The sequence below is a fragment of the Aeromonas sp. 102P genome (assembly GCF_051920345.1).
In the GTDB taxonomy this organism is placed as follows: domain Bacteria; phylum Pseudomonadota; class Gammaproteobacteria; order Enterobacterales; family Aeromonadaceae; genus Aeromonas; species Aeromonas veronii.
On the sequence record NZ_JBQBCZ010000001.1, the window covers coordinates 1989912 to 2013609 of the forward strand.

Below are 23698 nucleotides of genomic sequence, written 5' to 3' on the forward strand. Positions count from 1 at the left end.
GGTGGTCACCAAATCTTCACGCGCTCGGAAGGTGGCAGATAGAGCTTGTCTCCCGGCTTGATAGCAAAGGCACTGTAGAAGGCCGGCATATTCGCGACGACGCCATTGACCCGGTACTCCAGCGGCGAGTGGGGATCTGTCTTGAGCAGAACGGCCGCGAGCTCGGGCCGGTACTTTCCTTTCCACACCTGCGCCCAGCCGATAAAGAAACGCTGCTCGCCGGTGAAGCCATCGAGCACCGCTGGCTGGCGGTTGCCCAGGGTGAGCCGGTACGCCTTGTGGGCGATGGTCAGGCCGCCGAGATCGCCGATGTTCTCGCCAAGGGTCAGCTGGCCGTTGACATGCTCCCCCTTGATTGGCTCGAAACGGTCGTACTGTTTCGCCAGTTTTTGCGCTCTGGCGGTGAACTCCTTGAGATCGGCCGGAGCCCACCAGTTGTGCAAGGCACCGCTGCCATCGAATTTGGCCCCCTGATCATCGAAACCATGGCTCAGCTCGTGACCGATGACCGCGCCGATGGCGCCATAGTTGACCGCATCATCCGCCTTCAGATCGAAGTAGGGCGGTTGAAGTATGGCTGCCGGGAAGACGATCTCGTTGTTGTTCGGGTTGTAGTAGGCGTTCACCGTCTGCGGATTGTCGAACCACTCCTCCCGATCCACCGGTTGATGGAGGCGGGCAAGGTGCTCGTTGTAACGCACCGTGGCCGCTCGCTGGACATTGCCGACCAGATCATCGGGACGGATCTCGATTGCGCTGTAATCCTGCCACTGGTCGGGATAGCCGATCTTGACCCGTACCTTCTCCAGTTTCGCCAGCGCCTGCTGTTTGGTCGGGGCAGACATCCAGTCGAGCCCACCGATCTCCTGGCGATAGGCAGCGATCAGATTGCGTACCATGGTCGCCATCTGTGCCTTGGCTTCGGCCGGGAAGTAGCGCTCCACGTAGAGTTTGCCCACCGCCTGACCCAGATAGTCGTCCAGCACCTCCATGGCCTGCTTCCAGGGCTCCCGCTGACGGGGGATGCCGCTCAGGGTCGTGCCGTAGAAAGCGAAGTGCAGGGCATTGCTCTGGCTGTCGAGATAGGGCGCATAAGTGCGTAGCAGATGGAACAGGCAGTAGGATTGCCACTGCGCGATGCTGGTCTCCTGCATCACGGCGGTCAGCTTCTCCAGATAGTCCGGCTCACTGACGATGATCTCCGTTTCCCCGGCGATACCGGCCTCTGTCAGGTAGCGTTGCCAATCCAGGGTGTGCAGCAACTGACTGAGGCGGGCGATGGGCAGTTTGTTGTAGGTGAGGTTGTCATCCCGCAGCTTGACTCTGTCCCACTGCAGGCTGGCGAGGCGGGTTTCCAGCGCCAGAATGCGATGGGCCTGTTCGCTCGCCCCCTCGACGCTGGCATGGTTGAGCAGGGCGGTAATGAACTGCTCGTAGCTGGCCCGCAGAGCCTTGCTGGCGGCATCTGCTTTCAGGTAGTACTCCCGACCCGGCAGACCGAGACCGGATTGCTGCAGATAGATCCCGTAGCTGTCAGGCTGTTTCTTGTCGGCCATGAACCCGATACCAAAGGGAGCGCCGCCCCCCAGCTTGTTAACCCGGGCAAAGTAGGTGGCCAGCGAGGCGCCATCATGGATGGCCATGATCTCGTCACGTAGTGGCTGAATGGGGGTCAGCCCTTTGGCATCCCGCCCGGCCTGATCCAGATAGCTGGCGTAGAGGTCGGCTATCTGCTGGCGAGGGGTTCCGGCTTGTTGCGGGCGCTTGAGCAGCTCCTCCAGCAACACCTTGCGATCCTCCAGCGACTTGTCCGCCAGCAGATTGCCGATGGTCTGCCCCGGCATGTCATCCGGTATCCGGGTCTGTGCCAGCCAGTTGCCGTTGACGTGGCGAAACAGATCGTCCGCCGCGCGCACGCTGTTATCCATACTGGCCAGATCCACCCCGGAGTGGCCGCTGGTGGCACAGGCGCATGGAGCGAGGCCAAGCAAGGCCAGCGCAATGAGGCTGGCGATCATGCTGCGTTGCTGTTTCATCGTGAGTGTCCTGTATGGGGAGTCGGTGGTGAATTGGCTGTAACCGCTGGCCAATCAGCTGCGAACGACCGAGAGGAAGCGACCGTCGTGATTGAAGGTGCAGGTAAAGTCGACCGCATCATCGTCGGTCTCGTACTGGCCATAGACCTTGTATCTGTGGCCACTCTCTTCTGCCGACTCGGTGGTGATATCGCGCGGGGAGACATGGAATTTGCTGGCTGCTTCCCCCGAGCTGTAACGGGGCATCTTGCTGGTGGCCATATGCTGGTCATCGCTATCGTCATGCTGGCCATCATGCTCGTGTTTGTTATCGCTGTGCTTTTTCCCGGCGTAATAGCCAGCGGCGCCGATGGCACCCAGCGCAGCTGCACCTATCAGGACTTTCTTGGTATCCATATTCTGGCAGCCACTCAATGCAAGACAGGCGGCTATTCCCATTACCATCAAGGGGTGTTTCATCTCTCGGATCCTTTCAATTATCAAATGAGCAAGTCGGTGTCAGCCGGACGGTGGTCACAGGGCCCGGCGCTGGAATGGCGCCACTTTGCAATGGTCAGGATGAAGAGGACACTCAAATAAAATTAAAAAAAGTTATAAAAGTCCGGGAGCCGGAGCGAGCGCGGTATGGGGGGCGCGGTGAGGGGAGAAGGGCGCAGGTTTCATCCATGCGGTAAGTAGTGGTGTGGGGCAAGTGTTTGTTTTTAGACTTTTATTTCTCTTTATATTTTATCAAGGATGATGGTCGCACTGTTGCGTGGTTTTCACTGATGCTGGCAATGGATAACTGTCTCTATCGCCATAGACAGGGCATAAAAAAGCCGCTCACCAGGGTGAGCGGCTGTTGCCATCAGATTCATGCAGTTCGCTATCAGGCTGGCTGCTTGCCATCTTCTGCGGGCGGCGGCAGAGCGGCGGAGTTGGACTCCACCTTCTGCTCTTCGCCCTGCATGTTCTTGATGTAGACATCCATCTGGTTGAAGGCGATCTCGATGCCGTTCTCGCGGAACAGCTGGTCGATCTTGCGGTTCAGCTCGTCCACCGCCGGGTTGCGATCCCCCAGTTCGCTCACGAAGAAGCGCAGCTCGTGATCCAGGGTGCTGGCGCCAAAGGTGAGGAAGTAGACGATGGGGGCCGGGTCTTTCAGCACCCGACTGTTTTCGTCGGCCGCCTGTTTGAGCAGGGTGCGGGTCAGCTCCAGATCCGAGCCATACGCCACGCCCACCCTCACGATCACCCGGGTGACGGTGTCACTCAGCGACCAGTTGATGAGCCGTTCTGTCATCAGCTGCTGGTTGGGGATGATCACCTCTTTGCGGTCGAAGTCGGTCAGGGTGGTGGCACGAATGCGGATCCGAGAGACGGTACCGGAGAAGGAGCCGATGGTGACGGTGTCACCGATCCGCACCGGACGCTCGAACAGGATGATGATGCCGGAGACGAAGTTGGAGAGGATCTCCTTCATGCCGAAACCGATACCGACTGACAGACCACCCGCTACCCACTGCAGCTTGTCCCACTGCACGCCCATCATGGAGAGAGCGGTGAGGGAGCCAAAGCCGATCAGCACGTAGTTGAGCATGGTGGTGATAGCGTAGGCGGTACCCTGAGCCAGATTGAGCTTGGAGAGCACCAGCACCTCCAGCAAGCCCGGCAGGTTGCGCGCCAGTGACCAGGCACCGCCGAGCAGCAGGAAGCCGATCAGCACGTCACTGAGGCTGATGGGGAACAGCACGGCGTTGGCGCCGGTGCCTTCACTGCGGTGCCACAGCACCATGCTGTCGAGGTAGGAGAAGACCGCGACCAGATCGGACCAGAGCCAGTAGAAGGCGACGCCGAAGATCAGCATCAGCACGGTACGGGTCAGACGCAGGGACTGCTGGCTGACATCCTCCAGATCCATGGGCTGCTCTTCGATGGACTCGCCCCCTTCCGCATCTTCCGAAGATTTGTGCTCACGCTTGGCCACCGCACGGCGGTAGGCCAGACGACGGGCCGCCAGCTCCAGACCACGCAGGGCGGTGCGGTAGACCAGGCTCCAGATGATGATGAGGTAGAAGGATTCGATCAGGCGACCGGTCAGCTTCAGCGCGGTGTAGTAGTAACCGAGCACCGCCAGCACGATCAGCGCCACCGGCGCCAGCGCCAGCGCCAGGGCGATGGCGATCAGCGACTTCTGCATGCTCGCCTCGCCCTTGATGCGGGCGCGGGAGATGGGGAACACCAGATAGGCGGCCAGCCCCAGCAGGGTCAGGGTCATGGCCTGGCCGATCACGTCGTTGCCCAGGGTGGAGGGTTCAACCACCGCCTTGGTCGCGAGCATGATGAGCGGCAGCAGTGGCAACCAGATGTAGCGCATGCTGTTGCGCTTGGCCTGCAGCTCCGCTTTCGGGATCCGGAAGTGGGTTTCGGCGATGCCACCCGGGCGCATCACCGCCAGATAGACGCTGAACACCAGATAGCCGAGGGCGAGGTTCAGGGTGATTTGGAACATCAGCTTGGGACTGAGCAGACCGCAGTAGGTGAGCAGCAGACCGCCAGCCAGAATGAACATGCTGCCCGGCAGGCGTTGCAGCACGGTATAGAGCAGGGCGCGCGGGGTGTGCCACTGGCTGTCCTGACGGAAACGGCCAAGGTCCTTGGTGATCTTCTTCTCGCGCTCAACCAGCGCCGGACGTTTCCAGACCAGCAGGCCGCCGATCAGCAGCAGCGGGAAGGCGAGCAGAGAGATCCCCAGCAGCTCTTCGCGCCAGCGTTTCCAGTCCGGTTTCAATACCCAGTCGGAGGCCTGTTTGTAGGCCTGGGCGGGCCAGCTGATAAACCACTTGCTGTCGATGGGCTTGTTGCTGCTTACCCAGAAGATGTGTTGCTGCAGGGTAAATTCGATAGAGGCATAGACCCGCGCCAGCTGCTGCTGGGTCAGCTGCAGGCTGATGGCGTTGGTGAGCTGGCTGTCGAGTTGGCGGTTGAGCTGATCGAGCAGATTGATGCGGGTGTCGAGCAGCTTGGCAAGGCTCTCCTTGTCCTCCTCGCTGACCGGATCCTTGCTGCCGGCGATCAGATTGTCCAGATAGAGGTTCTTCTGGAACAGCTGGTCACGCTGCTGGCTCAGTTCAAACTGGGCCAGATGCAGATCGGCGATCTGCTCTTCCAGGTTTTTGACGGCGATGGTGGGCGCCGCTTCCAGCTGCTGGTAGAGCTGATAGAGGATGCGTGACAGCAGCAGATTGCCCTTGAGCATCTGCACCTGTTCATTGAGGTTGCGCTCGGTCTGGATGCCGCGCTCCAGCCAGCTCTTGGCTTGCAGGTTTTTCTGTACCAGCGAGTTGAGGCTGGTGGTGGCACCGATGAGCTGCTGGCTGAGCTGGTGGTTGAGCTCCTGCTCTTTTTGCACCAGCGGGCTGTCTTCGGTCGCCACCAGTTCACCGGTCTGCTCGGCGGTTTTCTCTGTGTCGCCGAGGCGCTTGGCGCTGCTCTGATCCTGCAACAGCTGCAGTTTCTGCTCTTCGCTGGCGAGACGGGCACTCTGGTAGTCGCGCTGCTTGATCGCCAGATCCTGCATGCTGGTACGGTTATCCAGCTCCTTTTGCAGGTGGGCCAGTTGCAGGTCGAGCAGGGCCAGTTCGGCACCGAGCTTCATCTTCTCGGCGCTGGAGACGCTTTCACCGGCGTTGAGGCGGGTACGGATCTCCTGACTGCGCTGGTAGGCACGGCTCATGCTGGCCTGGGCCCTCTCCGGCAGGGTCTGCAAGCTGGTGAGCTGGCTGCCGATGGCGCCGAGGGCCTCCTGGGCCGCCTGCATGTTGGCCAGCACTTCCGGCTGACGGCTATCGAGCTCTGCCAGACTCATGCTGGCGTATTCGCTCTTGATCTGCTCGGCACTCTTGCCCTTGGTCAGGGCATCGAGCTTGGCACTGATCTCTCTGAGTTCGGTGGGCAGGTTGCGGATCCGCTGGGCCTGGGTCTTGGCCTTCCCCTCTTCCTTGTCGATGCTGTCGAGCAGGCCGAGGGTTTCGGTCAGCAACTTCTGATCCGCTTGCTGACTGACGGTCAGGGTTTCTGATTTACCCAGACCATCCAGCGCTCGCTGAACTGCGTTGCGAGAGGGGACATCTTGCGCCATGGCTTGCGGGACGCAGAGGCTGGCGAGGAGACAGAGCAGCGGCAACAGTGTGGCCGAGACTCTTTTAAAACGTATTGAGGGCATATAACTTCCGGGTTATTACGCGATATTCGGGAGATTTCCCGCATAGATTAAATTCGCGTGGATTCTAACACCGGGCTTGTCAGGTAAGCAGGGGGGAGGGACAAAAAAAACGGCGCCCGCAGGCGCCGTTTTCAACTCGTTCAGCTCTGATTAAAGAACGTGAACAGAAGCGGTGTTGGTGGTGCCGCTCGGTACCAGAGCACCGGAGACCATCACAACTACGTCACCTTTCAGACCCATGCCGATTTCCAGTGCGGCTTCTTTACCGATGCGATAGAAATCGTCGGTAGAGGCGATGCTGTCAACCACGTGAGCAACCACACCCTTGGTCAGAACCAGCTGGGCAGCAGTTTTCTTGTTGGTGGTGATAGCCAGGATCCAGGCTTTCGGGAAGTACTTGCGAATGGCCTTGGCAGACTTACCGCCTTCGGTAGCGACCACGATCAGCGGGGCGTCCAGCTTCTCGGAGGTCTCTACGGCGCCTTTACATACGGCTTCGGTGATGCGCAGCTTGTTGCTGTCGTTGGCAGCAGACAGGTTGGACGGCATCACGGCATCGGTACGCTCGCAGATGGTGGCCATGATGGTCACGGCTTCCAGCGGGTACTTACCCTTGGCGGATTCACCGGACAGCATCACTGCGTCGGTACCGTCCAGGATGGCGTTGGCCACGTCACCAGCTTCGGCGCGGGTCGGACGCGGGTTCTTGATCATGGAGTCCAGCATCTGGGTGGCAGTGATAACCACTTTGCGGGCTTTGTTGCACTTGGCGATGATCATCTTCTGGGCGAAGATAACCTCTTCAACCGGGATCTCTACACCCATGTCGCCACGAGCAACCATGATGCCGTCGGAAACAGCCAGGATCTCGTCGAAGTTGTCCAGACCTTCCTGGTTTTCGATCTTGGAGATGATCTGGATGTTCTCGCCGCCGTGGGCTTTCAGGTGCTCACGGATTTCCAGAACGTCTTCTTTCTTACGGATGAAAGAAGCAGCAACGAAATCAACGCCTTGCTCGCAACCGAAGATCAGGTCGCGCTTGTCTTTCTCGGCCAGGGCCGGCAGCTTGATGGAGACGCCCGGCAGGTTAACGCCTTTGTTCTCGCCCAGGTCACCGTTGTTCAGCACTTTACAGATAACTTCGCGCTCGGTGATTTCGATAACGTCCAGACCGATCAGGCCGTCATCAACCAGGATGCGGTTGCCGACGCGCAGATCGTTGGCGAAACCTGCATAGGTCACCGCCACTTTGTCTTTGTTGCCAACCACGGTCTGGTCGGTGGTGAAGGTGAAAGTCTGGCCAGCGACCAGCGCGACGTCGTTGCCGCCTTCCAGCTTCATGGTACGGATTTCCGGACCCTTGGTGTCCAGCAGGATAGCTGCGTGCTTGCCGGTCTCGGCCATCACAGCGCGCAGGTTGCTGATGCGGCTGCCGTGCTCGGCGTAGTCACCGTGGGAGAAGTTCAGGCGCATGACGTTCATGCCGGCGTCCAGCATTTTGGCCAGCATTTCTTTGGATTCGGTCTTCGGACCGATGGTGCAGACAATTTTGGTCTTTTTCATGTCAATCTTCATGGTTAAGGAATTTCCGCCGAGCAATATACACCAGTTTTTGGAATCTTTTTATGATCCAGAAACAACGTTTTGACCAGATAACGTTTTCTTTTCAGGGATAACGTTTTCCTGTGAGTCACATTTTAGAGCATACGGCCACAGGTTCGGGCTTAAGGGATACAAATGTTGCCATCTGTGGTTGTTTGGCCGGGTTGAGGTTCAGATGTTGTAAAATGACCACCCGTCCGCTGTCACCGTCTTGTCACCGGCTTGCGCAAAAATGTTAGTTCATTGGCGCAAGGGTGAAGGAGGTCGGGATGAAAAACAGCCATGAAACCGGATGGACTCTGCTCTTGCTGGGCGCCGCCCTGCTGCTGGTTCAGACACTGCCAGCCCGCTACTGGCCTGATAATGCGCGACTGCTGGCAATTTTCTCCCTCCCAGTGAAAGGGGAGGTGGCCGCCGAGGGATTGGCGTGGCGAGAGTGGCAGGATCACAGTGCAGCGACCCGAATGGCGCTTCGTGCAGCCCGATCGCTGCCGGATGCTCCTCAGCCTTGATATCTATTGCTGCTTATCGGTCGTGAAAGCGTGAAATTATCAACCATTAGTTGATAGTTCTTATCTATCTTGCTGGATTGTCCACCTTTCATGGCAGGGGGATAATCGATTCCAACAGCGATATCCCCTCCGGTACCGCCCCTTGATACTTTGTTGGAGTCCGCTTTATGTCCCTCGCCCCCGTCTGGTTTATCTCTCACGGCGCACCGGATCTGGTGCTGCGTGAGCAACCCGCCACCCGCTTTCTGCGAACCCTGCGTCTGGGTGAGCTCAAGGGGCTGGTGGTCATCTCCGCCCACTGGTTAAGCCGCGAGTTGCAGATCAACGTCGAGCCCAAACCGGCCTTGATGTACGACTTTTACGGCTTTCCCGAGCCCCTCTACCGGATGCGCTGGCCTGCCAGCAGCCCCGAGTGGCTGCAACAAGGGGTGAGCGACCAGCTGGCACTGGCCGGACTGACCTCCACCCCGGTGCGGCGCGAGCTGGATCACGGGGTCTGGTCGCCGCTCTCCCTGATCGACCCAAACAGCGAGATCCCGCTGGTGCAGATCTCCATTCCCGCCAGCTTCACCCCGGCCCAGTTGTGGCAACTGGGAGAGGTATTGGGGGCGCTGCGCAGTCAGGGGATTGGCATCCTCGCCTCTGGCGCCATTACCCACAACCTGCGGGCGCTGGCACCGGAAGGCTCGCCAGTGCCGGAGTGGGCCAGCCAGTTTGTCGACTGGCTGGAGCAGAAGATGGCCGACGAGGATCGGCTGGCGCTGCTCGATTATCGTCGGCTGGCTCCCGGAGCAGTGGAGTCCCATCCCCACGATGACCACCTGCGCCCGCTCTTTGTGGCGTTGGGGGCGGCCGATGGTGTGGCACCGACCCGGCTGCACGAGAGCTGGGATGGCGGCAGCCTCTATATGGGCGCCTACCGCTTCGGCTGATAGCCTCTCAACAAGACCCCGCCAATTGGCGGGGTCTTGTTATTTACGGTGTAGTGATTTAGCCGATGGTACTGGTGATTGAGCTGATGCTACTCAGGGGACCACTACCCGGCTCTCGCCACCGCCGAGGGCTTCGATCCTGATCTGCACGCCGATCCGCTCCACCAGCGTCTGGACGTGGGAGATGACCCCGATCTGGCGACCGGCGGCCTGCAGGGAGTCGAGGCTGGAAAGCGCCAGATCCAGACTGTCTGGATCGAGCGTGCCAAACCCTTCGTCAATAAACAGCGACTCGACCTGGGTCTGCCGTGACGAGAGGCTGGAGAGGGCCAGCGCCAGCGCCAGCGACACCAGAAAACTCTCGCCACCGGAGAGGGAGTCCACCGAACGCACCTCGTCCCCCATGTCGAGATCCACCACTTGTAGCGCCAGATCGGTGCCGGGTACCCGCTCCAGCCGGTAGCGCGGCGATAGCTCGGCGAGCTGGGCGTTGGCCTCCAGCAGCAGACGCTCGAGGGTGAGGCTCTGGGCGAAGGTGCGGAACTTGGCGCCGTTGGCCTGCCCGATCAGATCGCACAGCTGCTGCCAGTGGTCGGCCACCGCCTGCTGGGCGGCCAGCTCCTGTTGCAGGCTGCCTGCCTTGAGAGCGGCTGCTTCGGCCTGTGCCAGCTTGCTCTTGCACTCGAACAGCTGCTCTTCAAGGGCGCGACAGCGGGCATCGAGCGCCACCAGCTGCTCGCTCAGCTCTGCATCCGGCAGGGCAGCCAGCTCGGGGTGATGCTCGCGATAGCGATCCCGCTTGCTCTCCTCCAGTGCCAGCGCCCGTTGCCGCTCGGCAAGGCGGGTGCGCGCCTCGCCAAGGGCATCTTCCAACCCTTGCAGGGCAGAGCGGCGAGCCTTGAGTTCATCGGGGCTGATGGCGAGCAGGCGGCGAAGGTCGTACTCGGCAATGCCAAGGGTACTGGCGTGGGCGGCCCAGCGGCCTAGCACCTCCCGCTTGCGGCGGCTGCTGGTCTGCTTTTCCTGCTCCACATGGGTGAGGCGGGTCTTGAGTTCAGTCTGCCGCTCCCGCAGAGCACGGCCGCCGCTTTGCATCAGCTCCAGTTCGCTGGCGAGTTGTTGCAGACGCTGTTGCCAGCGGCTCTCGACCAGCGGGATCTCCTCGCCACCGAGACAACCGCTGCGGCTGGTGAGCAGCCCCTGCCGTTGCTGTTCGTGCTCCTTGTAGTCCCGCTCGAGTTTGTGCAGCAGCTCGCGCTGGGTCTGCAGGCGTGCCTCCTGCGCACTTAGTGCCGGGGTGAGGCTGGCGATCTCGCTGGCCAGACGCTCCCACTCGCTCTGGCCGTGCAGCCAGGCTTCGCAGGCTCGCTGCCACTCGTGCCACTGCTGGCTGCCGAGCCATTGGCGCCACGGTTGGCCGCCCATCTGCTCGTCGAGGCGGTGGGCGCCTTGCTCAAGGCGCTGGCGCAGGGTCGCCTCCTGCTCGCCCATCCCCTTCACTTCCCCTTCCAGTGCGATGCGCTGGCGGTCGGCCTCTTGCCACTGCTGGTCAAACTGCTGGTGCTGGGCAGCCAGTTGGCTCAGTTGTTGACGCACCCCTTGCAGCTGTTGTTGGCCAAGCTGGGCCTGACGCAGCTGCTGCTGGCTTTGGGCCAACCCCTGCTCCAGCGCTTGGCCACGGCCAAGCAGGGTGCTCATCAGCTCGTTCCACTCGATGGGGCTCTGGCGCAGCGGCAGCGGATGGCCGAGCAGGGTATCGCCCCCCAGCTGTTGCCAGCGCTGGGTCAGCTGCTCGGCGCGTGCCTCCAGCTCTGGCAGATGTTGCTGGCGCACCGCCAGCTGGCGGGCCAGCTCCTGACGCTCGCTCTCGCACTGAATGTATTGGTGGTTGAGCCGCTCCCATTCGAGTTCGAGGCTTCTGACCCGCTCCGCCAGCTGACCTAGGAGCCCCGCCACCTGCGGCTGGCTCTGGCTGTAGGGGTGCTCCCCGGAACCGCACAGCGGGCAAGGTTCGCCATCGCTCAGGATATGGCGATACTGCTCGAAGCTGGCGATGGCGCGGGACTGCTCCAGCGCATGGCGCGCCTCATCCCGCTGCAGGGCGAGCCGCTCGCGGGCGGGGGCCAGCTCTTCGCTTAGGGTGGCGAGCTTGCCCAGCGCCTGCTCCAGCTGGGCAATCTCCTGTTGCAGGCGGGTATGCTGCTCGCCGTGGTTGCGGCCGTAATCGGCCAGCTCCAGCAGCTGGCGCAGCTGACCCAGCTGTTCGGTTTGCTGCTGCCACTGCTCCTGCGCCTTGGCGAGGCGGCTCTCCCACTGCTGCTCCTGCAACTCGTTCTGTTGCTGTTGCAGCCGAGCTTGTTCATGTTGCCAATAGTCTCGCTCCTGCTGGCCTTGCTCCAGCTGGCGCTGCAACTGCTGCAGGGCGCGCAGCTTGTGATCCCGCAGGGTGAGCAGCTGTTGCAGCTTGTCGGCATCCTCGGCCCAATCCTGCATGGCGGTGAGCAGGGGCTGCCACTGGCGGGCTACCGGTGCCAGCTCTTTGTGCTCTTCGAGCCAAAGGCCCCACTGCTGGTGCTGCTGCTTGAGCAGCTCCACCTGTCGGCTTTGCTCGCGCCAGCCCTGCTCCAGCGTGAGTTGCACTTCTCGCTCCTGTGCCCCCTCCTGCTGGATCTTCTGCAACTGCTGCACTTTCTCCCTGATACGGGTATCGAGCTCCTGCGCCCGCTTGAGTTCGGGTTGCAGGGCGCCCCATTCCCGTTCGGCGGCGATCTTCTCCGCCAGCAGCTGCTGCTCGGTCAGCGCACTCTGCTGGGTCTGCTCCTCGAGCTTGGCCAGCTCAGGCCCCAGTTCTGCGATCACCTTCTCCTGCTGCTGCACTTCCAGAGTGAGGCGGGCCAGCTCGTCGTGATCGGCGCGGGCCACCTGGGCCTGCTCGGCACGGGCAAACTCGTCGCGCTCGGGGGCAGCGGCGCTGTGGGCCTGCAGGGCGGCATCGAGCGCCGCCTGTCCCTCGGCGCAGCCCAGCAGCTGGGCGGCAATGCGGCTGTTGAGGTCGCGCAGATCCTGCATCAGCTGCTGTTGCTGCTGCTCGTGCTTGAGGGTGGTGGAGAGGCTCATCTGCTGGCTTACCCACTGTTCGCGGGTCGCTTCATCCATCTGTGCCACGTCGCCGAGGCGCTGGGCTATGGTGGCCAGCTTATGCTGCTCTTCCCGCGCCCGCTCATAGGTCTGGATGGAGATGGCGGAGTAGAGCTCGGTGCCGGTCATCCGTTCGAGCAGGGCGGAGCGCTCGTTGGCATCCGATTTGAGAAAGGCGGCAAATTCCCCCTGCGGCAGGATCACCGCGCGGCGGAACTGCTCCCAAGAGAGACCCACCAGCTCGTCGATGCGATCCTGCAGCTCCCGCTTGCTGCCGGAGAAAACCTGCCCCGACGCCACATCGGTCAGGGTGCGCTCCTGCGCCTGAAAGCGCCCTTCCGAGCGGTTGCGTGCCCGGCGTACCGCCCAGCGGGCCAGCCAGATGCGGCCATCACAGCCGCGAAATTGCACCTCGGCAAAGCCGCTGGCGTGACCGCGGCTGAGGATGCCGCGCACGTCGTTGGCCTTGAGCTTTTCCTCGTCATCCATGCGGCCCACTTCGGCCACGTTCTTGCGATTGGCGATAAAGCGCGGCATCTCGTCGTATAAGGCCAGACAAATGGCGTCGAGCAATGTGCTCTTGCCCGCACCGGTATTGCCGGTGATGGCAAACAGGCCTGCAGCGCCGAGCGCCCCCTGGGTAAAGTCGATGGTGAAGGGGCCGGTCAGACTGGCCAGATTCTCACCTGACAGAGACAAGATTTTCATTGGTTTGACTCCTTCACCTGCTCCAGGATCTCTTCAAACGAGGCAACCAGCCCAGCCTCGGGCTCCCCTTCAAACTGGCGCTGATAGCAGAGGCGAAATACCTCGGTGGGGGAGAGCTCATCGAGCCTGCGCCGCTCGCGACCATCGGCCAGCCCTTCGCCCGAGCCCTGATACTGGGTGCTGATGCGGGCCAGACGCACCGGCTTGTCTGCGATGGCCGCCAGAATACGCTCGCGGATGCGGGCTTCTGGCTTGGGCAGCAGCAGCCGTACTTCGAGGAAAGGCTGTGCCTCTTGTGGACAATCAGGCAGCTCGAGCGATGCGATGGCTTTGAGTGCGTCGTCGAGGCTGCTCTGGGGCAGGCGGATCATCTCCACCGCGCGGGGTACCGGGATCCGCTCCAGCCCGGCCAGTTTCCCCTCTGAAAAGGTCACTTCCAGCACCTGATGGTTGTAGTTGGCTTCGGCCAGCGAAAGCGGCAGCGGCGAGCCGCTGTAGTGCACCCCCTCGGCCGGGCTCTGGGCCAGATGGAGGTGACCGAGCGCCGTGTAGTCGGCACCGGCAAAGAGTTCGGCAGGCAGTGCGTGTTGGTTGCCGCCGAGCACCCGCCGCTCCGACAGCTCCGAGAGCTGGCCCGCCGCCAGATAGGCATGGCCCATGGCGATGAGCGGCAGACCCTCCCCGCAGCGGGCGCGCCCTTCGGCCAATACCTCGGCGTAGATTTGGCGTACCCCTTCGATCAGCCGGTCCTGCCCTTCTTCCAAAGGCTCCACCCGCAGATCGCTGCTGCGCAGGAACGGCACGGCGGCGCACCAGGCGGCAATGTTGCCCTCCTTGTCTTGCAGCGGTACCAGCAGGCGGTCGGCCTCGAGCTTGCCCTCACTGTCGCGACTGATGCTGCCCACCAGATGCAGATCAAAGGCGCGCAGCAGCTCGTGGGGGGCATCCAGCTTGGAGGGAGAGTCGTGGTTGCCGCCGATCAGCACCATGTTGAGGTGGGGCATCTCGGCGCGCAGCCGCGCCAGAAAACGGTAGAGTTGTTGCCAGGCGCTGGCGGGCGGATTGGCGGTATCAAACAGATCGCCCGCCACCAACAGGGCGTCGATCTCGCACGCCTTGAGGGTGTCGCTCAGCCAGTCGAGGAAGGCATCGTGTTCAAAACGGCGGTCATGACCATGGAGTTGATGGCCAAGATGCCAGTCGGCGGTATGGAGGATTTTCATTGGAAAGCAGCCCGGTTGCAGGGACGGTGCCTAGGGCACCCGATGGAGACAAGATGAGGATGCCCCGTGCTTTTTTCAAGTAAAACAGCGGTCTGTCATCAGTTCATGCGGGTTCGCAGCACATCTTGTACTGGGGGTGACCGGTGAGGGGATCGGACTCTTCACCCTTGATGACGAAACCGTGGCGACGATAGAAACGTACCGCCTGATCGTTCTCGACGAAGACCCAGGCGTAGAGCGACGCCCCCTGACGCTTGGCCTCCTGCAGCAGGGCGTGGCCGACACCGCGACCCTGACGGTCGGGACGCACAAAGAGGGCGGCGAGATAGTTGTCCACCATCGCCATGAAACCGAGCAGATCGCCGCGCTCCTCGAACACCCAGATGGCGGCACGATCGAGATAGCGGGTACGCAGATCCTCCTGTGCCTGCCACCAGCAGGAGGCATCGACGAAATCGTGGGCCTGCAGGGAGGCCAGCAACCAGATTTCGACGATCTCTTCCATGTCTTCCGGGCGACTGGGCCGCAACATACCTTCATCCTTATTAACAATTTACTTTCGCAGTCTAGGAGAACTTGATGAACAAACAGGTGACATAAATGAGACCCTGTGAGGTCGATCGCCCTTTATTTAGCGAGAATGATTGGCTGATCACAAAGCGCCTCTCTAGTACAATGCCCGCCGGACAATCTAGAGACCGAGGACGCCATGTGGTTTAAAAACCTGCAGATTTATCGCTTTACCCGCCCCTTTGACCTGACCGTGGATCTGCTGGAAACCCAGCTGGAAGCCTGTGCCTTCACCCCTTGCGGCAGTCAGGACATCTCCCGTTTCGGGTGGGTCAAGCCCCTTGGCAAATTCGGCTCAACCCTGACTCACTCTGCCTCCGGTCACATCCTCATCTGCGCCCGCAAAGAGGAGAAGATGCTGCCCGGTACCGTGGTCAAGGAGATGCTGGCCGAGAAGGTAGAGGCGATCGAGTTCGAACAGGGTCGCGCCCTCAAGAAGAAAGAGAAGGAAGCGCTGAAAGAGGAGATCCTCCACACCCTGCTGCCCCGTGCCTTCAGTCGTACCAGCCAGACCTTCGCCTGGATCAATCCGGCCGACAATTTGATGGTGGTGGACGCAGGTTCTGCCAAGAAGGCGGATGATCTGCTGGCACTGTTGCGCAAATCCATCGGCTCCCTGCCTGTGGTGCCGGTGGCTCTCAAGAACCCGCCCGAGATCACCATGACCGAGTGGTTGAACGAGGGCAACCTGCCTGCCTCCTTCACGCTGGAAGATGAAGCCGAGCTGCGCAGTGCCATGGAGCACGGCGGCATCATCCGCTGCAAGCAGCAGGATCTGATGACGGATGAAATCAAGAACCACCTGGCCAACGACAAGCTGGTGACCAAGCTGGCCCTCAACTGGGGCGAGACCGTCAGCTTCGTGCTGGGGGATGATCTCTCCATCAAGCGTCTGAAATTCAGCGAAGAGCTGCGCGAGCAGAACGACGACGTCACCAGCGAAGATCCGGCCGCCCGTCTGGATGCCGATTTCGCGCTGGTGACCGCCGAGCTGTCCCAGTTTATCCCGGCGCTGTTTGCCGCCCTGGGTGGCGAAGAGCAGTCCATCTAACCGGACTTGCGCCTGTTTGGCCTCTGCCATCCCATCGTAAAAGCCGCCTTCGGGCGGTTTTTTTATATCTATTGCGGATTGCCATTATTGATAGATGAGTAAGATATTGATCTGGTTCAATAACTTGAGCTGTCAGCGCCAATCGTGACATAGTCCCTCTTCATGGTCATAAAACAGACAAGGAGAGTGTCATGTTGCGCAAACCTCTGGGGCTGGCTGTCGCCCTTGCCCTGCTGGCCGGTTGTGCCAGTGACAACGGCTTTCACTACACCCCGCCAGCCCAGACCCTGATCGCGCCGGAAGCCGCCAGTGGCTGGACCGACAAACAGGGTTGGCAGGGCCATGACTTCATGGTGGCGGCCGCCAACCCGCTGGCGGTGGATGCGGGCTACCAGATCATCAATGCCGGTGGCAGTGCCGTCGATGCTGCCATTGCGGTGCAGCTGGTATTGACGCTGGTGGAGCCGCAATCTTCCGGGATCGGTGGCGGGACGCTGCTGCTGGTGTGGGATGGCCGCAAGGTGAGTGCGGTGGATGGCCGCGAGACGGCGCCGACTGCTGCCACCGACCAGCTGTTTATGCAAGATGGCAAGCCGCTGGCGTTTTATGACGGGGTGGTGGGGGGCCGCTCGGTCGGCGTTCCCGGCACCCTGCGCGCTCTGGCACTGGCCCATCAGCGTTATGGCAAGCTGCCCTGGGCTGTGCTGTTCGAGCCCGCCATCATGCTGGCAGAACAAGGATTTGTGATAAGTCCACGGCTGGCCACATTGCTGGCCAAGGATCCCTATCTGGCACGGGATCCGCAGGCGCGTGCCTACTTCTATCAGGCGGATGGCAGCCCCAAAACGGCGGGCACCCGGCTGACCAACCCAGCGTTGGCCAGGGTGTTGCGCACTCTGGCCACAGAGGGGGCGGATGCCTTCTATCGGGGGCCGCTGGCGGATGCCATGGTGGCCAAGGTTCGCCAGCATCCCACCAATCCCGGAGTACTGGCGGCCACCGATCTGGCCAGCTATCAGGCCAAAGTGCGTGATGGCCTCTGCTTTGACTATCGCCAGAGCAAGATCTGCGGCTTTCCCACTCCCTCGTCCGGCACCCTGGCGCTCGGCCAGATCTTCGGCATGCTGGAGAGCCGTGATATGGCGGCCCTCAAGCCGATCACCACGAAAGAGGGGGGGCTGGCTGCCTCCAGCGAGGCTATCCACCTCTACAGTGAAGCGGCGCGTCTGGCCTTCGCCGATCGCAACCAGTACGTCGCCGACAGCGATTTTGTCAGCGTGCCGGTGCTGGGGTTGCTGGACAAGGACTATCTGGCCGAGCGGGGCAAGCTTGTCGGTCAGCACTCCATGGGGATTGCCAAGCCCGGTACGCCGCCACTGGCGCTGGCACGCGGCAAGGATGCGACCCCCGAACTCCCCTCTACCAGCCATGTCTCGATCGTCGACAAGGCGGGGATGGCCATCTCCATGACCAGCTCCATCGAGGATGGTTTCGGATCGCGTCAGATGGTCAACGGCTACCTGCTCAACAACCAGCTCACCGATTTCTCCTTCACCTCGGTGGATGCTGCCGGTCTGCCGGTGGCAAATCGGGTGGAGCCGGGCAAGCGGCCCCGATCCTCCATGTCACCCCTGCTGGTGTTTGACAAGCCAAGCGGCGAGCTAACCATGACGCTGGGCTCTCCGGGGGGCTCCGCCATCATCAACTACGTGGGCAAGACCCTGCTCGGCACCCAGGATTGGGGCCTGAACCTGCAACAGGCTATCAACCTGCCCAACTTTGGCAGCCGCAACGGCCCCACCGAGCTGGAAGCGGGACGCACCCCCATGTCGGTGGTCGAGGGATTGAAGGCGAGGGGACATGAGGTGGTGCTGAACGAGCAGACCTCCGGCCTGCAGGGGGTTGAGCGCAACGCTGGCGGCTGGTTTGGTGCAGCGGATCCGCGCCGGGAAGGGATCGCCAAGGGGGAGTAAGGTTCCCATAACAACAAGGCCAGCATAATGCTGGCCTTGTTGTTGATGGAGCGTGACGGAGCGCTTACTGGATACCCAACAGCTCCACATCAAAGATCAGTACGGATCCCGGCGGAATTTTGCCGGCGGCGCGGTCACCGTAGGCGAGGTTGGCCGGGATATAGAAGCGGGTCTTCTCCCCTTCTACCATCAGCTGAACCCCTTCGGTCCACCCCTTGATCACCTGATTAAGGCCAAACTCGATGGGCTCGCCACGGGCGACCGAGCTGTCAAAGATGGTGCCGTCAAGCAGCTTGCCCTCGTAGTGCACCTTCACCTTGCTGGTGGCGGTGGGGTGAACGGTGCCGGTACCCGGAGTCAGCACTTCGTACTGCAGGCCGGAGGCGGTGGTGGTCACCAGCGGTTTCTCCTTGTTGCTGGCGAGGAACTCGGCCCCCTTGCGAACATTATCTTCGGCCAGCTTCTTGTTGTTGCTGCTGGAGTAGAAGTAGTAGGCGACACCGGCAACCAGCAGCGCGATCAGTATGAATTTCATCGGTTTTTCCTGTTCCATGAAATGTAAAAAGTGCAATGAGGGCGCCATCTTATCGCGCACCGCCCCTGATGGCGAGCCACAGGGCGGGAGGATGTGAGCGGGCAGGCAAAGCTCGGAGACGCAGACGGAAAAAGGGGCGAGTCGGTGACTCGCCCCTCGTCATGGCGGCGGCGCTTACTTGGCGGCCACCATCATCAGGGCGGGCAGGGCGAAGAAGAGACCCGTCACATAACCCAGAGCCAGCAGCTTGTTCTCGCTGCCTACCCGGGCCAGCCCCTCGGCGGCGCGCACCGGCAGGTCGCGCAGGAAGGGGATGCCATAGATGATGACCACGGCAAAGAGGTTGAACAGCACGTGGACCAGCGCGATGGTCAGGGCCAGCTGGGCACCGGCTCCGCTGATGGCGGTGGCAGCCAGCAGGGCGGTGATGGTGGTACCGATATTGGCCCCCAGGGTGAAGGGGTAGAGCTGACGGGTGCTGAACACGCCGCCGCCGGCCAGCGGGATCATCAGGCTGGTGGTGGTGGAGGAGGATTGCACCATGATGGTCACCAGCGCACCGGAGGTAATGCCGGTCAGCGGGCCACGGCCCAGCGCCTTGTGCAGCACCTCTTTGGCGCGGCCAACCAGTACCTGTTGCAGCACTTTGCCGAGATACGTGACGCAGGCGAGGATCAGCAGGATACCAATGACGATGGTCGCGATGGCGGCACCCTTGCCCGGCAGGAAGGCAACAGCACTGTCAATCAGCTGCTGGGCCGGTGCGGTCAGCGGCTTCATGAAATCCATGCCCTTCATCGACATGTTGGCGGAGCCTACCAGCAGGTTGGCCAGCCACTCGGCGCTATGTTGCAGCAGACCGAACATCAGTTCCAGCGGCAGGAAGATGAACACCGCCAGCAGGTTGAAAAAGTCGTGCACGGTGGCGGCGGCGAAGGCGCGGCGGAACTCGGCGCGATCCCGTACATGGCCCATGGAGACGATGGTGTTGGTGATGGTGGTGCCGAGGTTGGCACCCATGACCATGGGGATGGCCATGCCGATGGGCAGGCCGCCAGCCACCAGACCAACGATCACCGAGGTGACGGTGCTGGAGGATGCACCAGCGCGGTAGCGAGAATACCCAGCAGCAGGGCGACAAAGGGGTTGTTGGCAAAGGCGAAGATCTGGGCTGCGCCCTCGGCGCCGCCGGAGAAATCTTTGAAGCCGTGGGAGATGGCGCCCACGGCAACCAGGATCAGGTAGACCAGTACGATGACACTCATCCAGTTGAACAGGGCGCGGGTCGCGGGCGGCTGTGACAAGGAGTGATGGTGTTGCATAAAGCCTCTTGAGACGGTCGTTCCGTCTTGGGTTGTTGATGACCCGCGCATTTAATCAGTGGTTAATGACAGAAATATGACAAGGTGACACTTTTATGATGGTTTTATGACTTGCTTTGGTGGTTTGCTCGCTAATAGATGATGGGGATGGCGAGAAATATGGCTGGTGACGCCATCCGCCCTGTCTGTTCCTTGCCGACCAAGCAAGTGCGGGAGAGTGGCAATAGTCGAGCCCCATATTCAGCCCGTCAAATAGCAAAAGGGGAGCCATGGCTCCCCTTCTGTCTATCCGTTATCCGCAAAGGATCAGGCGTCAGCCGCTTCCTCGTACTGACGGAACGGGATACGGAACACCGCCAGACGCAGGAACAGATAGGTTGCGCCGAGGCCCGCCCAGATCAGGCCCAGCTCCAGCGAGCTCTGCTCCAGGTTGATCCACAGAGCGCCGATGGTGGCGGCACCGAGCAGCGGCATCAACAGGTAGATGACGTGATCCTTGAGGGTCTTGTTGCGCTTCTCGCGCACCCAGAACTGACCGATCACCGACAGGTTGACGAAGCTGAACGCCACCAGTGCGCCGAAGTTGACCAGCGCCAGCGCGGTATCCAGATCAAACGACACGGCGGAGAGGGCCAGACCGCCCACCATCAGCACGTTGATGGCCGGGGTGCGGTATTTCGGGTGGATGTAGCCAAACACCCGCTCCGGGATCATGCGGTCACGCCCCATCACGTAGAGGATGCGCGACACACCGGCGTGAGCCGCCATGCCGGAGGCCAGTACCGCGACCGTGGTGCAGACCAGAACCACGGACTGGAAGAAGGTGCCGCCAACGTAGAGGGCGATCTCCGGCAATACCGCATCCGGATGCTGGAAGCGGGCGAGGCTCGGGAAGTAGAGCTGCAGGCAGTAAGAGACCACCACGAAGATGATGCCGCCGATAAGGGCAGTCAGCACGATCGCCTTGGGGATCACCTTGCCAGCGTTCGGAGTCTCTTCGGAGAGGGAACTCAGACCGTCAAAGCCCAGGAACGAGAAGCAGAGGATGGTCGCACCGGTAAAGAGCGGTACCAGCTGTGCTGACTCGAAGTGGAACGGACGGCTGCTCATCAGGGTGCCAGCCCCTTCGCCGTGGTAGATGCCCCACGCCATCAGGCCGATAAAGAGGGTGATGATGGCCAGCTGGATCACCACGATCAGACCGTTGAAGTTGGCTACCAGATTGATGCCACGCAGGTTCAGGAAGGTCATCACGGTCACCAGACCGAAGATGAACACCCAGGGCTCAACGCCCGGGAACATGGCGGTCAGGTAGATCTTGGCCAGCAGAATGTTGATCATCGGCATGAACATATAGTCGAGCAGGGATGACCAGCCGACCATGAAACCGACGTAGGGGTTGAACACCTTCTGGGCATAGGTATAGGCAGAGCCCGCAGAGGGGAACTTGCGTACCAGATGTCCGTAGCTGAAAGCGGTCAGCAGGATGCCACCCAGAGCCAGCAGATAGGCGGTGGCGACCCGGCCGTCGGTGATGTCACCGACGATGGCGAAGGTGTCGAAGACAGCCATGGGGGTCAGATAGGCCAGACCCATCACAATCACTTGTGTCAGGGTAAGGGTCTTGAGCAGCTTGGCGTTTTGCGATGCCATTACGCTTTCTCCTCAATCAGTGCCGCAGCACGTGCTTGCAACGAGCGCAGGGATACGATGGATTCGCAAGCCTGTACATCAAGGGCGCCGGGGAGGCGCATACCGGGCTGTACCGGCAGGAAAGCATTAAAACGCCCCATTGTTATCCTCTCAACGTCGGGAGATTGTTTGGCAATCTCGAATATCACTTCCGGAAACGTTCCGGCCTCTTGTGGTGGGTTTGTACTGCACTTCAAAAATACAAAAACCGATGTCGCAGTGAACATCGGTCCTTTATTGGCGGCGTATTGTGCATTCGGTCAGCCCCCTTGACAAGCAAAAAAGGGCGGATTAACGCATTTTTTTGCATACGCACGGGGCAGGTAAGTGGTCACTCGCCCCCTGCAGCCGTCCCCGAGCCGCTCCCCCTTTTTCGGGGGGAACAGAACCCTGTCATGGCGTATGAAAAATCGGCAAATCGGGGCTGCAGGGTGCATAGCGCCTCAACATTGATCCTGATCATATTTGGCGGCGTTCCCCCGGGCTCGAGTCCTGCGAGCTTACCGGCTGGCGGGGGATGGGAGGGGGTGAAGTGAAAAAGAGTGGCTGCATATCCATTCACATTAATGACTGAGGATAGAAGGCAACGCGGCTCGGGCCATGGCACGGCGAGCAGCCCGGCTGGGTAGTTATTTGAAATCAGTCACACTTCCTGCAGAAACCGCATTTCTTGCAACCCGTGCAGCTGGCCACCAGAGCACCGCAAAAACAACAAGGAGCCCGCAGGCTCCTTGTTCGCTATCGGGGGGAGAGGCGCCAGCGGTTACTGGGCAATCTCCACCTTGTCGGCGGTATGCAGCGGGATGCGGAACACGGTGAGGCGCAGGAACAGGTAGATGGCCCCCAGCGCCGCCCAGATCAGCCCCAGCTCGAAGGAGGAGGGCTCGAGGTTGAGCCACAGTACCCCGATGCAGGCGGCGCCACAGAGCGGCAGCAGCAGGTACATCAGGTGATCCTTGAGACACTTGTTGCGGCCCAGCTTCACATAGAAGTGGGCAATCACCGCCAGATTGACGAAGGTGAAGGCCACCAGGGCGCCAAAGTTGATCAGCGCCAGCGCCATCTCCAGATCCAGCGACACCGCAGAGAGGGCCAGCAGGCCGACCAGCAGCACGTTGAACGCCGGAGTCTGCCACTTCGGATGGATGTAGCCGAAGAAGCGGGCGGGCAGGGCGCGATCACGACCCATCACGTAGAGCAGGCGCGATACACCGGCGTGGGAGGCGAGCCCCGAGGCCAGCACCGCTACTGTGGTGCAGACTAGCACCACCGCCTGGAACAGCTTGCCGCCGACATAGAGGGCGATCTCCGGCAGTACCGCATCCGGATGCTGGAAGCGGGAGATGTCTGGGAAGTAGAGTTGCAGGAAGTAGGAGGTGGTGACAAACAGCACACCGCCGATCAGCGCCGTCAGCACGATGGCGCGGGGGATCACCCGATCCGCGTCCGGGGTCTCTTCCGACAGGGTACTGATGGCGTCAAAACCGAGGAACGACAGACAGAGGATGGAGGCCCCCATCAGCAGCGGTGACACCTGGATCTGCTCGGAGAAGAAGGGACGGCTGCTGACCACGGTCCCCAACCCTTCACCGTTGTGAACGCCCCAAGCGATCAGTCCGATGAAGATGGCGATGATGCCGAACTGCATTACCACGATCAGGCTGTTGAAGTTGGCCACCAGCTTGATGCCGCGCAGGTTGAGGGCGGTCATCACCGCCGCCAGACCGAAGATATAGGTCCAGGGCTCTACGTTCGGGAAGAGGGCTTCCAGATAGATCTTGGCCAGCAGCATGTTGATCATCGGCATGAACATGTAGTCGAGCAGGGAGGTCCAGCCCACCATAAAGCCGACATAGGGGTGAAACACCTTCTGGGCATAGGTATAGGCAGAGCCGGCTGACGGGAACTTGCGCACCAGATGGCCGTAGCTCAGGGCAGTGAACAGCATGCCGATGAGAGCAAACAGGTAGGCGGTCGGCACATGGCCTTCGGTGATCTCGGTAACGATGCCGAAGGTGTCGAACACCGCCATGGGGGTGAGGTACGCCAGTCCCATAACCACGACCTGCCACAGTTTGAGGGTCTTTTTCAGACCAACCTGCTGGGCCGCCATTATGCATGTTCCTCATGCAGTGCCAGAGTGGCACGGTCCATCAACGAAACCGGGAGAGAGGCCCGGGAATCAAGGGCGCCAGGGCGG

The 23698-nt window shown here is 61.1% G+C and carries 15 protein-coding genes and 1 pseudogene; 4 read left to right on the forward strand and 12 right to left on the reverse strand.

Going from position 1 to position 23698, the window contains the following annotated elements; genetic code table 11:
• Window positions 1–5: 5 nt before the first annotated feature.
• From ACTG1K_RS09610 to pykF, 4 genes are all read right to left on the reverse strand, one after another.
• Window positions 6–2036, reverse strand: a complete 2031-nt coding sequence (locus ACTG1K_RS09610) for a M13 family metallopeptidase (RefSeq protein ID WP_425854248.1) — start codon at window positions 2034–2036, stop codon at window positions 6–8.
• 54 nt (window positions 2037–2090) lie between these two features.
• Window positions 2091–2495 (reverse strand): hypothetical protein, encoded by a 405-nt coding sequence (locus ACTG1K_RS09615; RefSeq protein WP_440005177.1) that lies wholly within the window; start codon window positions 2493–2495, stop codon window positions 2091–2093.
• Window positions 2496–2904: 409 nt separating this feature from the next.
• The gene (mscK, locus tag ACTG1K_RS09620; protein ID WP_440005178.1) at window positions 2905–6240 is read right to left on the reverse strand and encodes a mechanosensitive channel MscK; all 3336 of its coding nucleotides are present in this window, start codon (window positions 6238–6240) and stop codon (window positions 2905–2907) included.
• Between the two features lie 150 nt (window positions 6241–6390).
• Complete coding sequence (gene pykF, locus ACTG1K_RS09625) at window positions 6391–7803, reverse strand: pyruvate kinase PykF (protein WP_031227651.1); 1413 nt, start codon at window positions 7801–7803, stop codon at window positions 6391–6393.
• Between the two features lie 308 nt (window positions 7804–8111).
• Here pykF and ACTG1K_RS09630 point away from each other — a divergent pair, with 308 nt between their 5' ends.
• Both ACTG1K_RS09630 and ACTG1K_RS09635 read left to right on the forward strand, forming a co-directional pair.
• A complete protein-coding gene (locus ACTG1K_RS09630) occupies window positions 8112–8354 on the forward strand; it encodes a hypothetical protein (protein WP_101529803.1) in 243 nt (80 codons plus the stop codon).
• Between the two features lie 167 nt (window positions 8355–8521).
• Window positions 8522–9286: a DODA-type extradiol aromatic ring-opening family dioxygenase gene (locus tag ACTG1K_RS09635; protein ID WP_440005179.1), complete on the forward strand. Its 765-nt coding sequence runs from the start codon at window positions 8522–8524 to the stop codon at window positions 9284–9286.
• Window positions 9287–9379: 93 nt separating this feature from the next.
• Here ACTG1K_RS09635 and ACTG1K_RS09640 read toward each other — a convergent pair whose 3' ends face one another.
• From ACTG1K_RS09640 to ACTG1K_RS09650, 3 genes are all read right to left on the reverse strand, one after another.
• Window positions 9380–13132: an AAA family ATPase gene (locus tag ACTG1K_RS09640; protein WP_440005180.1), complete on the reverse strand. Its 3753-nt coding sequence runs from the start codon at window positions 13130–13132 to the stop codon at window positions 9380–9382.
• A complete protein-coding gene (locus ACTG1K_RS09645; RefSeq protein WP_421244340.1) occupies window positions 13129–14355 on the reverse strand; it encodes an exonuclease SbcCD subunit D C-terminal domain-containing protein in 1227 nt (408 codons plus the stop codon). The genes ACTG1K_RS09640 and ACTG1K_RS09645 overlap by 4 nt, the downstream gene beginning before the upstream one ends.
• A 103-nt stretch (window positions 14356–14458) precedes the next feature.
• Window positions 14459–14887 (reverse strand): GNAT family N-acetyltransferase, encoded by a 429-nt coding sequence (locus tag ACTG1K_RS09650; RefSeq protein ID WP_440005181.1) that lies wholly within the window; start codon window positions 14885–14887, stop codon window positions 14459–14461.
• A 177-nt stretch (window positions 14888–15064) separates the two neighbouring features.
• Between ACTG1K_RS09650 and rdgC the strand changes: the two genes are divergently transcribed.
• Together rdgC and ggt are read left to right on the forward strand one after the other, a co-directional pair.
• The gene (gene rdgC, locus ACTG1K_RS09655) at window positions 15065–15976 is read left to right on the forward strand and encodes a recombination-associated protein RdgC (protein WP_440005182.1); all 912 of its coding nucleotides are present in this window, start codon (window positions 15065–15067) and stop codon (window positions 15974–15976) included.
• A gap of 191 nt (window positions 15977–16167) precedes the next feature.
• Window positions 16168–17949: a gamma-glutamyltransferase gene (gene ggt, locus ACTG1K_RS09660; RefSeq protein ID WP_440005183.1), complete on the forward strand. Its 1782-nt coding sequence runs from the start codon at window positions 16168–16170 to the stop codon at window positions 17947–17949.
• A 64-nt stretch (window positions 17950–18013) separates the two neighbouring features.
• Here ggt and ACTG1K_RS09665 read toward each other — a convergent pair whose 3' ends face one another.
• The 5 genes and pseudogenes from ACTG1K_RS09665 to ACTG1K_RS09685 form a co-directional block, all read right to left on the reverse strand.
• A complete protein-coding gene (locus ACTG1K_RS09665; RefSeq protein WP_111901522.1) occupies window positions 18014–18484 on the reverse strand; it encodes an FKBP-type peptidyl-prolyl cis-trans isomerase in 471 nt (156 codons plus the stop codon).
• 174 nt (window positions 18485–18658) lie between these two features.
• A pseudogene (locus ACTG1K_RS09670) lies at window positions 18659–19846 on the reverse strand (Na/Pi cotransporter family protein).
• Between the two features lie 266 nt (window positions 19847–20112).
• Window positions 20113–21459 carry an APC family permease gene (locus ACTG1K_RS09675; protein ID WP_021230506.1) on the reverse strand — a complete coding sequence of 449 codons (1347 nt, stop codon included), beginning with the start codon at window positions 21457–21459 and terminating at the stop codon, window positions 20113–20115.
• Entirely contained in the window at window positions 21459–21725 is a 267-nt protein-coding gene (locus tag ACTG1K_RS09680) for a hypothetical protein (RefSeq protein ID WP_021230505.1), read from the reverse strand. The genes ACTG1K_RS09675 and ACTG1K_RS09680 overlap by 1 nt, the downstream gene beginning before the upstream one ends.
• Before the next feature lie 536 nt (window positions 21726–22261).
• A complete protein-coding gene (locus tag ACTG1K_RS09685; RefSeq protein WP_440005184.1) occupies window positions 22262–23611 on the reverse strand; it encodes an APC family permease in 1350 nt (449 codons plus the stop codon).
• Window positions 23612–23698 lie beyond the last annotated feature (87 nt).

What these genes read in the sequence shown, in the direction of transcription:
- ACTG1K_RS09610 (WP_425854248.1), bottom strand. Translation starts at nt 2,036, where the DNA reads ATGAAACAGCAACGCAGCATGATCGCCAGCCTCATTGCGCTGGCCTTG.
- ACTG1K_RS09615 (WP_440005177.1), bottom strand. Translation starts at nt 2,495, where the DNA reads ATGAAACACCCCTTGATGGTAATGGGAATAGCCGCCTGTCTTGCATTG.
- mscK (WP_440005178.1), bottom strand. Translation starts at nt 6,240, where the DNA reads ATGCCCTCAATACGTTTTAAAAGAGTCTCGGCCACACTGTTGCCGCTG.
- pykF (WP_031227651.1), bottom strand. Translation starts at nt 7,803, where the DNA reads ATGAAAAAGACCAAAATTGTCTGCACCATCGGTCCGAAGACCGAATCC.
- ACTG1K_RS09630 (WP_101529803.1), top strand. Translation starts at nt 8,112, where the DNA reads ATGAAAAACAGCCATGAAACCGGATGGACTCTGCTCTTGCTGGGCGCC.
- ACTG1K_RS09635 (WP_440005179.1), top strand. Translation starts at nt 8,522, where the DNA reads ATGTCCCTCGCCCCCGTCTGGTTTATCTCTCACGGCGCACCGGATCTG.
- ACTG1K_RS09640 (WP_440005180.1), bottom strand. Translation starts at nt 13,132, where the DNA reads ATGAAAATCTTGTCTCTGTCAGGTGAGAATCTGGCCAGTCTGACCGGC.
- ACTG1K_RS09645 (WP_421244340.1), bottom strand. Translation starts at nt 14,355, where the DNA reads ATGAAAATCCTCCATACCGCCGACTGGCATCTTGGCCATCAACTCCAT.
- ACTG1K_RS09650 (WP_440005181.1), bottom strand. Translation starts at nt 14,887, where the DNA reads ATGTTGCGGCCCAGTCGCCCGGAAGACATGGAAGAGATCGTCGAAATC.
- rdgC (WP_440005182.1), top strand. Translation starts at nt 15,065, where the DNA reads ATGTGGTTTAAAAACCTGCAGATTTATCGCTTTACCCGCCCCTTTGAC.
- ggt (WP_440005183.1), top strand. Translation starts at nt 16,168, where the DNA reads ATGTTGCGCAAACCTCTGGGGCTGGCTGTCGCCCTTGCCCTGCTGGCC.
- ACTG1K_RS09665 (WP_111901522.1), bottom strand. Translation starts at nt 18,484, where the DNA reads ATGAAATTCATACTGATCGCGCTGCTGGTTGCCGGTGTCGCCTACTAC.
- ACTG1K_RS09675 (WP_021230506.1), bottom strand. Translation starts at nt 21,459, where the DNA reads ATGGCATCGCAAAACGCCAAGCTGCTCAAGACCCTTACCCTGACACAA.
- ACTG1K_RS09680 (WP_021230505.1), bottom strand. Translation starts at nt 21,725, where the DNA reads ATGTTCACTGCGACATCGGTTTTTGTATTTTTGAAGTGCAGTACAAAC.
- ACTG1K_RS09685 (WP_440005184.1), bottom strand. Translation starts at nt 23,611, where the DNA reads ATGGCGGCCCAGCAGGTTGGTCTGAAAAAGACCCTCAAACTGTGGCAG.